This is a genomic window from Rickettsiella endosymbiont of Litargus connexus, from assembly GCF_964277335.1.
Classification (GTDB): Bacteria; Pseudomonadota; Gammaproteobacteria; order Diplorickettsiales; family Diplorickettsiaceae; genus Aquirickettsiella; species Aquirickettsiella isopodorum.
Genome location: NZ_OZ195516.1, coordinates 348,349 through 363,081 on the forward strand (window position 1 = coordinate 348,349; position 14,733 = coordinate 363,081).

16 protein-coding genes are annotated in these 14,733 nt (G+C 38.0%); 5 read left to right on the forward strand and 11 right to left on the reverse strand.

The features are described from left to right. Position 1 precedes the first annotated feature (1 nt). From miaA to ettA, 6 genes are all read right to left on the reverse strand, one after another. The gene (miaA, locus tag ACICP9_RS01485; protein ID WP_395498896.1) at positions 2 to 910 is read right to left on the reverse strand and encodes a tRNA (adenosine(37)-N6)-dimethylallyltransferase MiaA; all 909 of its coding nucleotides are present in this window, start codon (positions 908 to 910) and stop codon (positions 2 to 4) included. Positions 911 to 926: 16 nt separating this feature from the next. After that, complete coding sequence (gene mutL, locus ACICP9_RS01490) at positions 927 to 2,783, reverse strand: DNA mismatch repair endonuclease MutL (protein ID WP_395498278.1); 1,857 nt, start codon at positions 2,781 to 2,783, stop codon at positions 927 to 929. A 48-nt stretch (positions 2,784 to 2,831) separates the two neighbouring features. After that, positions 2,832 to 4,022, reverse strand: a complete 1,191-nt coding sequence (locus tag ACICP9_RS01495) for a protein kinase domain-containing protein (protein ID WP_395498280.1) — start codon at positions 4,020 to 4,022, stop codon at positions 2,832 to 2,834. Between the two features lie 85 nt (positions 4,023 to 4,107). Beyond that, positions 4,108 to 5,169 carry a glycosyltransferase gene (locus tag ACICP9_RS01500; RefSeq protein ID WP_395498282.1) on the reverse strand — a complete coding sequence of 354 codons (1,062 nt, stop codon included), beginning with the start codon at positions 5,167 to 5,169 and terminating at the stop codon, positions 4,108 to 4,110. Between the two features lie 131 nt (positions 5,170 to 5,300). After that, the gene (tsaE, locus tag ACICP9_RS01505) at positions 5,301 to 5,783 is read right to left on the reverse strand and encodes a tRNA (adenosine(37)-N6)-threonylcarbamoyltransferase complex ATPase subunit type 1 TsaE (protein WP_395498284.1); all 483 of its coding nucleotides are present in this window, start codon (positions 5,781 to 5,783) and stop codon (positions 5,301 to 5,303) included. Between the two features lie 44 nt (positions 5,784 to 5,827). After that, positions 5,828 to 7,507 carry an energy-dependent translational throttle protein EttA gene (gene ettA, locus ACICP9_RS01510; protein ID WP_395498286.1) on the reverse strand — a complete coding sequence of 560 codons (1,680 nt, stop codon included), beginning with the start codon at positions 7,505 to 7,507 and terminating at the stop codon, positions 5,828 to 5,830. 292 nt (positions 7,508 to 7,799) lie between these two features. Between ettA and glyA the strand changes: the two genes are divergently transcribed. From glyA to ACICP9_RS01535, 5 genes are all read left to right on the forward strand, one after another. Continuing rightward, on the forward strand, positions 7,800 to 9,059 hold the full coding sequence (gene glyA / locus ACICP9_RS01515) for a serine hydroxymethyltransferase (RefSeq protein WP_395498288.1): 1,260 nt from the start codon (positions 7,800 to 7,802) through the stop codon (positions 9,057 to 9,059). Positions 9,060 to 9,089: 30 nt separating this feature from the next. Beyond that, complete coding sequence (nrdR, locus tag ACICP9_RS01520; RefSeq protein WP_395498898.1) at positions 9,090 to 9,590, forward strand: transcriptional regulator NrdR; 501 nt, start codon at positions 9,090 to 9,092, stop codon at positions 9,588 to 9,590. Continuing rightward, on the forward strand, positions 9,565 to 10,011 hold the full coding sequence (nusB, locus tag ACICP9_RS01525) for a transcription antitermination factor NusB (RefSeq protein WP_395498290.1): 447 nt from the start codon (positions 9,565 to 9,567) through the stop codon (positions 10,009 to 10,011). Before nrdR ends, nusB begins: the two co-directional genes overlap by 26 nt. 34 nt (positions 10,012 to 10,045) lie before the next feature. Then, the gene (thiL, locus tag ACICP9_RS01530) at positions 10,046 to 11,020 is read left to right on the forward strand and encodes a thiamine-phosphate kinase (RefSeq protein ID WP_395498292.1); all 975 of its coding nucleotides are present in this window, start codon (positions 10,046 to 10,048) and stop codon (positions 11,018 to 11,020) included. An 82-nt stretch (positions 11,021 to 11,102) separates the two neighbouring features. Further along, positions 11,103 to 11,585, forward strand: coding sequence for a phosphatidylglycerophosphatase A (locus ACICP9_RS01535; RefSeq protein WP_395498294.1), 483 nt, complete (start codon positions 11,103 to 11,105; stop codon positions 11,583 to 11,585). A 44-nt stretch (positions 11,586 to 11,629) separates the two neighbouring features. Here the strand turns inward: ACICP9_RS01535 and rlmH are convergent, their stop codons facing one another. Genes rlmH through lptE form a run of 5 tightly spaced genes read right to left on the reverse strand, consistent with a single transcriptional unit; the run spans position 11,630 to position 14,709 of the window. After that, a complete protein-coding gene (gene rlmH / locus ACICP9_RS01540) occupies positions 11,630 to 12,100 on the reverse strand; it encodes a 23S rRNA (pseudouridine(1915)-N(3))-methyltransferase RlmH (RefSeq protein WP_395498296.1) in 471 nt (156 codons plus the stop codon). 6 nt (positions 12,101 to 12,106) lie between these two features. Beyond that, positions 12,107 to 12,442, reverse strand: a complete 336-nt coding sequence (rsfS, locus tag ACICP9_RS01545) for a ribosome silencing factor (protein ID WP_071662094.1) — start codon at positions 12,440 to 12,442, stop codon at positions 12,107 to 12,109. Then, a complete protein-coding gene (nadD, locus tag ACICP9_RS01550; RefSeq protein ID WP_071662095.1) occupies positions 12,439 to 13,065 on the reverse strand; it encodes a nicotinate-nucleotide adenylyltransferase in 627 nt (208 codons plus the stop codon). The genes rsfS and nadD overlap by 4 nt, the downstream gene beginning before the upstream one ends. Beyond that, positions 13,062 to 14,174: a DNA polymerase III subunit delta gene (gene holA, locus ACICP9_RS01555; RefSeq protein ID WP_395498298.1), complete on the reverse strand. Its 1,113-nt coding sequence runs from the start codon at positions 14,172 to 14,174 to the stop codon at positions 13,062 to 13,064. The genes nadD and holA overlap by 4 nt, the downstream gene beginning before the upstream one ends. A 4-nt stretch (positions 14,175 to 14,178) precedes the next feature. Beyond that, entirely contained in the window at positions 14,179 to 14,709 is a 531-nt protein-coding gene (gene lptE / locus ACICP9_RS01560; protein ID WP_395498300.1) for an LPS assembly lipoprotein LptE, read from the reverse strand. Between the last annotated feature and the right edge of the window lie 24 nt (positions 14,710 to 14,733).

Consider the following 14,733-nt stretch of genomic DNA (forward strand, 5'->3'; position numbering starts at 1 on the left):
ATTATTTATTTAAATTTATTTTAATTAGTTCTATTATTTTCTTTTCATTTTCTTTATTGTTGCTGGCAAAACTATTTAATTTTGGCCAAGAACGTAACCAGGTTATTTGACGTTTAGCAAGTTGCCGCGTCGCAATAATGGAACGATCTTGCATCTCAGTAGTAGAAATAGTATTCAGTAAATAATTCCAAATTTGTCGGTAACCTACGGTGCGAATAGCCGGCAAGTTAGCGTGTAGATCGCCGCGTTTAAATAATTTTTCAACTTCTTCTATGAAACCGCGATCTAACATCGTTTGAAAACGCGTGGCGATGGCTTTGTGTAATCGACTTCTATCATCAGGAAGCAAAGCAATATTAATAAATAAATACGGTAACGGTGATAGAGTGGGCGCCAGTTGTAATTCCGTTAATGTTTTCCCTGATGCCAGTGCAACTTCTAATGCACGTAAGATACGTTGAGGGTCATTAGGGTGTATGCGCCGTGCAGCCATTGGGTCAATAGCAGATAAACGTTCATGAAGTTTTTTTAATCCTAAATTTTTGAGATCTTTTTTTAGTTGCTCGCGAATGAGAAAGTTAGCTGGCGGTAAAGTGGCAATGCCTTGTTGCAAGACATGAAAATACAGCATCGTTCCGCCGACTAATAAAGGAATGCGGCCTTTATTAAGAATGTTTTCAATCGCAGAAATCGCATCTGATCTAAATTCAGCGGCGGAATAAATTTCACTGGGATCATGCGTATCAATTAATCGATGAGGGGCTTGTTTTAAAATAAGTGCAGAAGGTTTGGCCGTACCAATATCCATGCCACGATAAATCATGGCTGAGTCCACACTAATAATTTCAAAATCTAAATAGGAAAGTAAATCGATAGCCAGACTTGTTTTTCCTGAAGCCGTTGGGCCCATCAGGCAAATAACAGGTTTAACGTCCACGTAGAAAAAACCGGTCAATATCAGCTAAAGACAACTGTTTCCAGGTGGGTCGACCATGGTTACATTGATTACTACGCGAAGTCTGTTCCATATCACGGAGTAGTTGATTCATTTCAATCCGTGTCATCTTGCGGTGTGCACGTACAGCACTATGACAAGCGATGCGAGAAAGTAATTCATTTATTTTTTCAGGAAGGTGTTGACTGTGAGCATGCTGAATTAAATCACTCAAAACATCTTGCACTAATTGCTCTATATTATTTTCTGCTAAAAGTTCAGGGATTTGGCGAATAACAACGGTTTCAGGACCCAAGTTTTCAAGTTTAAACCCAAATTGTGTAAATAGACTTATGTATTCATCTAATAGCTGAAGTTCTTGCTGAGACAGTGTTAAACAGATTGGAATTAATAAAAGCTGAGTTTTTATTCCAGTATTTTGTAGGTCTTGTTTTAAACGTTCATACAGTATACGTTCGTGTGCCGCATGAATATCCACCAAAATTAAGCCGTGTGAATTTTCGGCCAAGAGATAGATACCATGCAGTTGTGCTAAGGCAAAACCTAAGGGGGGATCACAGACCTCATTTTCTGTTGGTTTTTCTGCTAATGGCAGAGTCGATTTTTTTTCAGCTAATAATTTGTTCTGTTCTTGAAGTGAAAGACAAGCATTAGTTTCAGTCTTAGTGTGATGGCTTGTAGAATCTTCTGCTGCAGCCTGCAGAGGTAAGCTACTTTGTTGAGGAGGAGTCACTTCAGGAGAGATATCAGTGATTTTCTCATTTATTTCAGCCGATAATTGAGTTGCGAGAGGTATTGAGTGGATCGTTTGTAGTTTAGGACGTGTGCTGGCTAATGCTTTTTGTAGACTTTGTTTCACAAAATCATAGACCAAGCGACTCTCACGGAAACGAACTTCATATTTAGCAGGATGTGCATTGACATCGACGGCATAAGGATCGATTTCGATAAATAGGGTAAAAGCGGGATGACGACCATTATACAGGACGTCTTGATAAGCTTGCTTCACCGCATGATTGATTAACTTATCTTTTACCATACGTTGGTTAACATAAAAATATTGTAAATCGCTTTGTTTACGGGAAAAAGTGGGTAATGAAATCCAGCCCCATAAACGTAAATCCATACTCTGCATATCAATATAAATAGCATTTTCAACAAATGAACGACTGCATAAGGTGGCAATACGTTTTTCTTTCGCCATTTCGTCGTAGGCAGGGTGAAGTTGGTAAATGAGTTGTTTATTGTGATGCAGATTAAATTCTATGGAAAAATGACTGAGACTTAAACGTTTTACTAAGTTTTCTATATGCCCAAATTCAGTGGTTTCAGACTTTAAAAATTTGCGTCTCGCTGGCGTGTTAAAAAAAAGATCGTGAATTTCTACGGTCGTTCCTTGCGCATGAGCGATAGGAACAGGAGCTAAAGGGTATTGCTGATAATAATCGCAAGTAATTTTCCAGCCTAGTTGTGTTGTTTCTGTAGAGGAACTTAAGTTGAGACGAGCAATAGAACTAATGCTGGCTAAGGCTTCACCACGGAATCCGAGTGTGTTGATCCGTTCTAAATCATTGAACGTGTTAATTTTGCTCGTGGCATGTCGGTCTAATGCCAAAATTAAATCATCTTTGTGTATACCATGACCATTATCACGAACACGAATACGTTGAATCCCTCCTTTATCAATATCGATATTAATTTGTTGGCTATCCGCATCTAGACTATTTTCGACTAGCTCTTTTACGATCGACGCAGGTCGTTCAATCACTTCCCCGGCTGCAATCTGATTGGCTAGATGAGGTGATAGGTGTTGGATACGACCTGACATAATTTCATACAGTTAAGAAAAGAAGATAATTCTAACAAATTATGGGCATTAGCTGAATGATCGAGTTTTATTCTTAAGTTTTGCTCCAGAAGGGTTTAAATTTTTATTGACACAGGTTTCTGTATTCAATGAGGAATGGCTAAGCAATTCGTTAATAAATTCTTGAGATTCCTTATCATTAAAGGGGCTAAAATGTTTTTGTAATGCGTGCATCAGCGTTAAGAGTTCCTTTGTATTAGGACGATCGTCTATTGAACCTAACATAGCGGTAGATAAATGACTTAAAATATCCGATAGAGTAAGGTGAGCTATATTTTTTTCTTTATGATGCTGTAAAATCTTAAGACTTTCTCTCGCTTTTTTTGCTATAAAAGATGAAGAATAATTTTCTCCCCATTGTTTTAAGTCAATAAAGCTGCTGATATTATCTTCAAAAAGTATACAAGGAGTATTTTTATCAAATATTTTTTCTTGAAAAAAATGATGGGCAGAATTTTTTTGATTGTAATTAAAACTAGGAAAGAAATTAGGAAATTTATTATTTAATAGTCGATAGAGTGTAATTCCCAGTGACCAAATATCCGATTTATCGATATTTAAAAAGGGCGTTAGCGTAAAATTCAAATTGGAAAATAATTCAGGAGCCATATAACGCAAACTACCCAACTGACACGCAGGCTCAGTTGCAGGATAAGCGCAGTCAAAATCGGCCAATACGAGATTACCGAGTTCATTTATTAAAATATTACTAGGTTTAATGTCACCATGGATGATTCCTTTAAATACACGACCCTCAAGTACAAATGTTTCAGTATGTAGATGATGCAATGCCTCCAGCAACAAAAATAGCTGTTTCATTAACCATGAGGCCGCTATGATTCTTTTTTCTTTAAATTGTTCAAACAAAAAATACTGTGATAAATCTAAATTTCCACCAGATATTAATGGGAAAAATAGAAAAGATCCTTTCAGGCGATTAAAAATAGGTTGTAAAATTGATTTTTTTTCAGATTGTTTATTAGAGGCAATCAGTCGATAAATTTTTATTTCAGAGGCTGTTGATTTTTTTTCTTTTTTTTGAACTAATGCATTAGGAGCAGTATTATCAGGTAGGTAAAGTTTTCCATGTCGAATAACTGCAATGTTTTGTTCGGAAACCCATGAAGTGGGATCCTCGGTTCCTGACTGTTGAGTTAAATCAGATAATGTTAAATAGGGTTTTTTTTTATGACGATACATCGTTTTATAACCTTTTTATTGTATTGCTAACGCTTAAATTAAAATTTTGGAAGCTTTAAATTTAAATTAGAATAAACTACCCAAATTAATATTTGCTTTCCAATGTGGGAACTTTATTGAAAATAAAAAAACGTTGTATGGTAAATGAAAGAATAAATAATGCAATTTCTGCAATAATTTTACTGCTATAGACATTTATTCCAAAATCATGGATTAATGTAATTAAACTGTAGGCAATAAGTCCTAAAAAACAGGCTAAGGCCGTATATTTCAACGCAGCGGGCAGCCAGTGATTTTTGCTTTTAAAAGCAAGATGTTGATTCAATTTGAAATTGAAAGTGGCCGATAAAATGCGTCCCAATAATACCGCTAAAAATATATTTTTTTTAAGCCAGTAAGTTAAGAAAAATAATGCAAAATCAATAGCGGCGGAAATTAAGGATATTGCAGCAAAGCGAATAAACACAAAATAAATTTTGATTGAGTCAATCAAAGGATTAAAATGCGATGAACGATTATCATCTAAATAGACTGTTTTTATAGGAATTTCTTGAATATTGACTTGATGTTCTTCAGCAATTAATAGCATTTCCAACTCGAATTCATAGCCTCGGGCGTTCGAATTTAATAAGGGTAATAAGAGTTTTCGTGGAATGACGCGCAAACCCGTTTGTGTATCCTCTAAGATGGTTTTGCTAAAAAGGCGTAAAATGTATTTGGTAAGTTTATTACCGAATCGGCTACGCCAGGGAATCGGTGTTTGATTAAATGTACGTTTGCCTAAATAGAGATCAGAAGGACTTTGCATAAAAACGGTGGACAGATGTAGAATATCTTGAGGAAGATGTTGACCATCCGCATCAGCCGTTACAATGCCTAATTCTTTAGAATGGCTAGTGGCTAACCAATGTTGAAATCCTGTTTTAAGCGCCTGACCTTTCCCTTTATTTTTTGTATGGCGAAGAAGTTCGATATTAAAAGTTTGAATTTTTGAAAAAATGACTTGTTTATCAACGTCCGATCCATCGTCAACAACAATAATTCTCTGCTGGGGCTGGCTGTCACGTAAAGATTTTATGAGTGCTACCAGATTATCGTTAGGCTGGTAAGCAGGGATAAGAATAGTTGGATAAGAGTCCGTTAGCATAGCTTGAGTATAAGGAAAAGGAATAGAGGAGACTAGTCCTTAATAAGATTGACTTTTATCAGAAGGTTACAAAGATTGGATCTCACGCCTATGACGCTTTGATAAAAGCGGTTATTAGCATACTTTGTTTCTTAGTGCTCATTATTATTTAAGCATTGATTGAATAGATGTAAGATTTGTGCCCCTTCGTGGTTTTTGGCAAAGAATTGTATTTGTCGGTGGGTTCCGATTATGTCAATTTGACAAACAATATCCGGCTTAGGTAAAAAGGCTAAAGCACGTTCAGGCCATTCGATTAGCCAAATACCTGTATGGTCAAATTCATCACAAAGACCCATGTCGAATATTTCGTTAGCCGATTGTAAACGATAGAGGTCGAGATGGTAAACCCAAAAATGCGCTACCTCATACGTTTCCATCAAGGTATATGTCGGGCTTTTTACTAAACCGGGATAGCCTAAGCTTTTTATAAAAGCACGAGCAAAGAATGTTTTGCCTGCACCTAACTCACCGTTTAAAAAAATGATCAGTCTTTTATTTTCAGGGCAACATTCAGCAAATTTTTGGACTACTTGTGTTGTTTCTTTTTCGGTTTTAAGCAAAGTGACTAACATAGATTACAATTATCAGAAATCAATGAATCCTTAAAAAGTTTAGGTTAATCGATTAATTTTTTGTATTTTATTTTCTGCTTAGCTGGAGGCTCGTTAATACCTAAACGCTTTAAACGATCCATTTCATACTCGGTAAAATTACCCGTAAAACAATCAATCTGTTTGTCTTCTTGAAATGCCAAGATATGAGTCGCTATTCTATCTAAAAACCAACGATCGTGAGAAATGACCAATATACAACCGGGGAAACTTAATAATGCTTCTTCTAAGGCGCGCAAAGTTTCCACGTCCAAATCATTGGTGGGTTCATCCAGGAGTAAAACATTTCCTCCCGCACGCAATAATTTGGCTAAATGGACACGGTTACGTTCGCCACCCGATAGATTTTTTATTAATTTTTGTTGGTCGGAACCTTTAAAGTTAAAGCGCCCGACATAGGATCGAGAGGGCATTTGAAATTGGTTAATTGTCATGATATCCAGCCCGTCGGATATTTCCTGCCATACGGTATGATCCGGATTGAGTGAATCGCGACTTTGATCAATATAAGCCAATTGCACAGAAGCACCTTGATGTATTTGTCCGCTATCCGGATGTTCTTGTTGCATGATGAGTTTAAATAAAGTAGATTTTCCAGCACCATTTGGGCCGATAATACCGACTATAGCGCCTTTAGGCACCGTAAAGCTGAAATTATCAATTAATATTCGTCCATTAAAGCCTTTAGTGAGATGATCAAATTCCAATACCGAGTCGCCTAAACGTAGTCCGGGAGGGATATAAAGCGTTTGAGTTTCGGCTCGTTTTTGAAATTCTTGTGAACTAAGCTCTTCAAAGCGCGCTAACCGGGCTTTGCTTTTTGCTTGTCGTCCTTTTGGATTGGTTCTCACCCACTCTAATTCCGCTTTTAAACTTTTTTCATGCGCTGCTTGTTGCCTTCCTTCTTGAGCCAGGCGCTGTTGTTTTTGCTCTAACCAAGAAGAATAATTTCCTTCATAAGGGATTCCATGACCTCTATCAAGCTCCAAAATCCAGCCCGCTACATTATCTAAAAAATAGCGATCATGTGTAACGGCTATCACTGTGCCAGGATAATCATGTAAAAAACGTTCTAGCCATGCCACACTTTGTGCATCTAAGTGGTTAGTGGGCTCGTCGAGTAACAAGATATCGGGGTTTGATAATAACAGCCGGCACAAGGCTACACGACGGCGCTCTCCTCCGGAAAGTTGAGTGACTTTTGCATCCCATGGCGGTAAACCCAGTGCATCTGCGGCGATACTTAATTTACGCTCTAATTCCCATCCACCTTGCGCATCAATCTGGGTTTGTAGTTCTCCTTGCTCTGTAAAGAGCTGATTCATGGCCGAGTCACTCATTGGCTCGGCAAATTTCATACTGATTTCGTTAAATCGATCCAGCAATTTTTTAGTCTCTGCGATCGCTTCTTCCACATTGCCACGGACATCTTTAAGCGGGTCTAATTGGGGTTCTTGAGGTAAATACCCAATGTTGATTCCAGGTAATGGTCGGGCTTCACCCACAAAATCTTTATCAATACCGGCTAAAATGCGTAGTAAAGTCGATTTACCCGCACCATTAAGCCCTAAAACTCCAATTTTTGCTCCGTGATAAAAAGAGAGCCAAATGTCTTTTAGGATTTCTTTTTTGGGGACAACGATTTTACTCACTGCCTGCATAGTATAAATATATTGTTCTGACATAAATCGAATGAATGAATTATTTGAAAAGAAAGAATACTAGCAATAATAGCTAAAACTAGCTAGATTTTTTAACGAGTGATCAGATTTAACTTTTTTCTTTTTAGCTCAAATTGTTAGTATAACAAGTAGATGCTGCTTGGAGTGAACGGTAATTTTTCTATTTATTTTTAACGGATACGACATGAGACAGGAAGTAGAAACGAGCTTTTGATTCAATGTTAAAAAGAGTAATATAAACCAAAGTTAGCTTAACTATTAATTTTTTTGTTTTCTAATGTGGGGTTAAATAATCATGCCTTATTCACTACAAGAAACTATTAGCGACTTTGATCCTGATTTATGGTCTGCAATGAACAAAGAAGCTCAACGTCAAGAAGATCATTTGGAATTAATCGCGTCAGAAAACTATGCCAGTCCACTCGTATTGCAAGCACAGGGATCTGTTTTAACCAATAAATATGCAGAAGGTTATCCTGGTAAACGCTATTATGGTGGCTGTGAATACATTGATCTCGTCGAACAATTAGCGATGGATAGAGCAAAGGAATTATTTAAAGCGGATTATGCGAATGTGCAAACACATTCGGGTTCGCAAGCGAATGCATCCGCTTATATGGCTTTGTTAGAACCAGGTGATCGTTTGTTGGGGATGAGTTTAGCTCATGGCGGTCATTTAACACATGGAGCAAAAGTCAGTTTTTCAGGAAAAATATATCAGTCCTTTGCTTATGGTGTTACACAAGATACGCAATTGATTGATTATTCAGAAGTTGAAGCCTTAGCAAAGAAACATAAACCCAAATTAATTATTGCTGGGTTTTCGTCTTATTCACGGGTGGTGGATTGGCAACGATTTAGAGATATTGCGGATGAAGTGGGGGCTTATTTTTTGGTGGATATGGCACATGTGGCCGGCTTGGTGGCAGCGGGTCTCTATCCTTCACCGATTCCCATCGCTGATGTGGTAACTAGTACTACCCATAAAACCTTACGTGGGCCTAGAGGGGGCTTAATTTTAGCGCGTTCAAATCCTGAGATCGAAAAGAAATTAAATTCAGCCGTATTTCCAGGTCAGCAAGGTGGACCTTTGATGCATGTTATTGCTGCAAAAGCGGTAGCATTTAAAGAAGCGTTAGACCCTCGTTTTAAAATTTACCAGCAGCAGGTTATTGATAATGCGAAGGCTATGGTTCAGGTCATGTTGGAGAGAGGATATAAAATTGTTTCAGGCGGAACGGATAATCACCTTTTTTTAATCGATATGATCGCTAAAAAAATTACAGGTAAAGAAGCAGAAGGTATCTTAGAAAAAGCTTATATTACTTTAAATAAAAATATGCTTCCTAATGATCCTTGTAAACCATTTATAACCAGTGGTTTACGAATAGGTACACCGGCAATGACTACGCGCGGTTTAAGAGAAAATGAGGCTCGAGACGTCGCACATTGGGTTTGTGATGTCCTCGATAATCTAAAAGATCCAGCGACAGTTGAAAAGGTCAGAAAACAAGTCATGGCACTATGCCGGCAATTTCCAGTATACTCCGTGTAACCTCAGAAATGTACTTCTAGAGATTCAATGATGTATTGTCCTTTTTGTAATGAAGCAGATACTAAAGTGATCGACTCTCGTCTGAGTAGTGATGGCCAGCAGGTAAGACGTCGTCGCGAGTGTTTACAATGTAACGAGCGCTTTAGTAGTTTTGAATCGGCGGAGTTAGGGTTACCTCGGGTGGTTAAGCGTGATAATACACGAAGTGCATTTGATCAAGAAAAACTCAGGGCGGGCATGCTTAAAGCCCTAGAAAAAAGACCCATTTCCAGTGAGCAAGTGGAGGCGGTCATTCTACGCTTAATGAAAAAATTACGTTCTTTGGGAGAACGTGAAATTTCTTCGCGACAAATAGGTGAATGGGTCATGGAAGAGCTGTGTGATTTAGATCCTGTGGCTTATGTGCGATTTGCCTCAGTGTACCGCAGCTTTCAAGATATCCAGGCATTTAACCAGGCAATTGAACAATTAAAACAAGATATTTCCGCTAATAAAAAACATTCTCATGACACTGAAATCGAAAAAAAATAATTTTAAGCCAAAACAACGTGCTCGTCGTTTTGCTATGCAAGCCATTTATCAATGGCATTTAACGCACGAAAATTTTTCTGCTATTCAAGCCAAATTTTTGGCTCAAGAAGAAATGGTGAGTGTGGATACCGCTTATTTTGTTTTGTTAGTTCAAGGAGTTTTGAAAGAGCAAACATCATTAGATAGTCATTTACAGCAATGTTTAGATCGCCCACTGAAAGAATTAGATTTGGTAGAATTGGCAATTTTGAGATTAGGTGCTTACGAATTACTTGAATGTGCGGAAGTTCCTTATAAAGTGGCTTTAAATGAATCTATCGAATTAGCAAAAATGTTTGGTGCCACCGATAGCTATAAATATATTAACGGTATTTTAGATTTACTCGCAAAAAAAAATCGTCCTTTGGAGTACAAGGATTAATAATTTTTTAATCGTATAATTTTTTACTTAATTAATGATGTTGTTTAATGAATTTGATTTGATTCAACGTTTTTTTAGTCGAACGAGCAATCGTAGCGATGTTATTTTAGGGATAGGTGATGATGCGGCTTTATTGGATGTACCACTAGGTCAACATTTGGTAGTAAGTACCGACACATTAGTGTCAGGTCGACATTTCCCTGAAAATACATCACCTGAGGATATTGGATATAAATCATTAGCAGTCAATTTAAGTGATCTTGCCGCAATGGCTGCGAAGCCCGCATGGATTTTATTGGCACTGACGCTACCTAATGCCGATGAAATCTGGCTTAAAAAATTTACCGATGGTTTTTTCTCCCTTATGCAACATTTTCAGTTACAACTCGTGGGAGGAGATATGACGCAAGGACCACTTACCATTACTGTGCAAGCGTTGGGGTTTGTTCCGCCAGGAAAAGCATTAAGTCGTGTCGGAGCACGCGCAGGTGACCGCATTTATCTGACCGGGACCATAGGTGACGCAGGCTTGGCGTTAGAAGCCATACAAAAAAAAGATGGCTTAGGATTATTAACATCCTCTCAAATTTTTGCCGTCATGCAGCGTTTAAATCGACCAGAACCTCGCGTCGAGATTGGTCTTGCATTGCGTGATGTTGCCAGCAGTGCTATTGATGTGTCAGATGGATTAGCGGCTGATTTAGGTCATATCTTATCTGCCAATCAAGTGGGGGCGATACTTCAACTAGAAAAACTTCCTCTATCAGATAGTGTGCAAACGTTACCAACTGAAAGAGCATGGCAATTAGCTTTAGGTTCAGGAGATGATTATGAGTTATGCTTTACTGTGCCAGAAGCGCATGAAAGAGCGTTGAAACTCCATTTAGCCACTTTGAATACGCCTTATACCTGCATAGGGACGATTAAAGAAAAACCTGGGTTAATATTACTTGATAAAAATGGATCAACTTTTAGTATAGATAAAACGGGATTTCAACATTTTATTTAATTATTGATACGTGCTTTCCGGTTCGCGTCTTGGCTTCTAATCAGTATATAATCTTTTTTTATTGAATGTGATGAGAGAAACTATGCAAAAGGATTTAGTCCGTAAGGTATTTAGCCATCCCATTTACTTAATTGCTTTTGGTTTTGGTGCTGGATTATCGCCTTTTGCTCCAGGTACTTGTGGAACATTGGTCGCTATTCCTTTGTATTATTTAATACACTCTTTATCTTTGATTCATTATGGACTGGTTTTGTTAGTTGCCATACTCTTAGGCATTTGGATTTGTGATGTGACAGAGCGAGGAATAGGAGTTCATGATTATTCAGGGATAGTTTGGGACGAAATATGTGGATTTGGATTGACTTTGTTTGCTGCTCCGAAAGGTTGGTCATGGATAGCAATAGGTTTTGTTTTATTTCGATTATTTGATATTGTGAAACCTTGGCCAATTGCGATGATCGATCGAAAAATGCCCGGTGGATTAGGTGTCATGGTCGATGATTTAATGGCTGGTGTGTACGCTTGGATAGTTTTACAATTAATATATCATTTTCATTTATTTTAAATATTGGGCAACACCGACAAAATTTCGAGTACGAAGCATATACTCTACTCTCGGTGATAAGGATGTCCATTTAATAGACTCCAAGCACGATACAATTGTTCTGCCACGACAATTCGAACCAGTGCATGAGGGAGTGTTAAGGCTGAAAGTGACCAAATACGTTCAGCCTGGTTTAGGCAGGTGTCCCCCAAACCATCGGGTCCGCCAATTAATAAACTGATCGCTCGTCTTTCTAACTGCCATTGTTGTAAAGCTTGTGCCAGTTGTTGGGTATTCCACATTTGTCCTTTGACATCCAAAGCAATGACACGGGATCGTCTCGGGATAGCCGCTAATATTTTTTTTTCTTCTTCGGCAATGTGCTTCGAAATGGGAGAATTTTTATTACGTTTACTAAGCGGTATGGTCATTAAATTAAGTTTACATTCCGCCGGTAAACGCTTCTGATAATCTTGAAAACCTGTTTCAGCCCATGCCGTACATCGAGTTCCTACGGCAATTAAATGAATGATCATGTTTACTTACGGTTGGCTCCATAACTTTTCAAGATTATAAAATTCACGTTCTTGAGGTAACATGATATGGATAATGGCATCGACTAAATCGATTAGTATCCATTCCCCTTCTTTTTCACCTTCTATACCATAAATCGTTATGTTTTTAGCTTTGGCGGCTGTAATGAGGTACTGTGCTAAGGTCTTAACATGTCGATTAGAATTTCCAGTGCAAATGATCATGAGATCGGTAATATCGGTGATTTTACTGACATCGAGGACAGTTATGTTTTTTGCTTTGTGATCTTCTAATAAGCTTATTAGATCAGTTTGTAGATCTTTATTTAAAGTGGGTTGTGTCATAAGTATAACTTTTGTTCCAAAATATAATCAAGGACGCTAGCCGGTAATAAACCCACAGGGTAATGACCACTCGCAATCGTTTTGCGTATGTAACTAGCCGAGATAGATAAAGCTTGTACATGAGTCATGAGTAATAATCCAGCGGGTTGTTGTGATAATAAAAAAGGATCCAGTGTATGGTGCTTTTCAACAAAAGCGTGAATTTCCTTAGAATAGGATTCAGCATGATCAGGTCTAGGTACAATTAATAAGTGTGCATAGTCGATTAGGGATGTCCATTGATGCCAATGATTCAATTGAGCTAAATTATCATAGCCTAAAATAAGTCCCAAAGGTGTATTACCCAATTCTAGACGTAGAGAAGCTAATGTCTCTATCATATAGGAAGGAGTGGTTCTGTGTAATTCTCGTTCGTCAACTGAAAAATAGGAATAATTCTGTAAAGCCAGTGCTAACATAGTTAATCGCTGTTGTTGAGTCGCCACTATTTTTTTGTCAGTAACAGGATTTTTACAAGGAATGAAACGGACTTCACTCAAATGGAGCTGTTGATATAAGGCGAGTGCAATATGTAAATGCCCATAATGTATGGGATCAAAACTGCCACCTAAGATTCCTATCATAATAAGCTACTCTTCGCTCTCATTTTTTTATTTGTGTTACCATGCCATTCGCAATCTTTTTCGTGATACTTACCAAAAGCCCAATTACTGTGAGTGTCACTGGGTTCCGCAATGTGAAGACTGAGTGTTTGTAAAGCATTCCAAACAGAGCCTGTGCCTATCCCTTTTATAAGTTGATCAATGCGGCTGGCAAGGCGCAACAGCTGATACCACTGTGTCATGGGATGGCGTGTTAAGGCTTGTTTATAGAGTATTTGGCGCTTTTCCCATATCGATTGTTCTTTAAAAAGTGTGAGCAGATTTTTGCCTTGCTTAAGTTCGAATGCCAAAGAAGCTAATATTCGGCATTCGCGGCTTAGTGCCCATAAAATTAATAAAGGTTCGATCCCTTCTTCTTTTAAATGCACTAAAATGCGTAAACAACGTTCAGCGTTTCCTGCTAATGCCGCATCGGTCAGCTTGAAAGGATCAAATCGCGCGTTATCGCTGAGTGCTTGCGTCAACAAGGCAGTCGTAATCACGTTATTTTTTGTGTCAAAATATAAACTGAGTTTCTCTATCGTTTGCGCAGTAGCTAATAAATTTCCTTCGGTGGAAAAAATAAGACATTCAATAGCCGCTTTTTCTACTTTTAAGCCATGAGCATGAAAACGCTCTGTTACCCACTTAAATAATTGTGAGGCTTGCAAAGGCCATATAGGAATGACTAAACCTACGTTATGAATACTTTTAAACCAAGCGGTTTGCTGTAAACGACGATCCAGCTTCCCGGCTATTATGAGTAAAAGTTTATTGTGAGGTGGGTTTTTTGCATAAAGTGTCAGCGTTTGTGTTACGGTTTCAGAAAAACCTTGTGATAGATGTAATTCAAGGAGTTGTTTTTCTGAAAATAACCCATAGTTATTCATACAATCCATCAGCGAAGAACTATTAAATAGTTTGTCGGCATAAAATACTTGTCGATCCGTAAAGCCCGCTTTTTTTGCCGTTAAACGAATGGCATGGCAGGCGGCTTGAATTAATACTATTTCTTCGCCGAAGATCAAATAAATCGGCGCTAAAACAGGATTATTTAATTGCTGATGTAATTGTTCATAACGACATTGCATAAGATTATTGCTGAGGACAAGTGTTGCAACGAAGTTGCTGGTGTAATTCTGGGGAAGCTAAACGAATTAAAAGTTGTTGAATGACATCTTGTTGCATATTTTCTAGTAAATCATTTTCCGTGTTGAGGTCACCGGCAAGTTGATTGGATGTAATCGAAAATGTCCGTGTGGCGCGGATTTGTTGTGGAGCTAATAAAACATGGCCTTTGCAATCGATTATCTGAAATAAAATACTATAAACAAGTAAATAGGTGGTTGTTTGTCCGGCATTTCCTAGGCTGGTAGCTGTGCGAGTAAAATTTTGTGCAAGAATTTGTAAGCGGGGAGATGTCGGAGTTGCGAGTAAGATATTGGCTCCCGCCGCTGCTAATGCTTTTTGTAATTCTTTGGTGAAATGACTATAGGGTTGGTTAGATTCCAAAGAAAGTGTACGAAAAGGTAACGAAAATTCATGGCCTCTTAATTGAAAGCCACAAGCCGTTAGCATGAAGCTTAGAAAAAGACTAAATAAAAATGGATAGCAACGAGTTATCATATATAGACTCTTTGCACTTTAAGC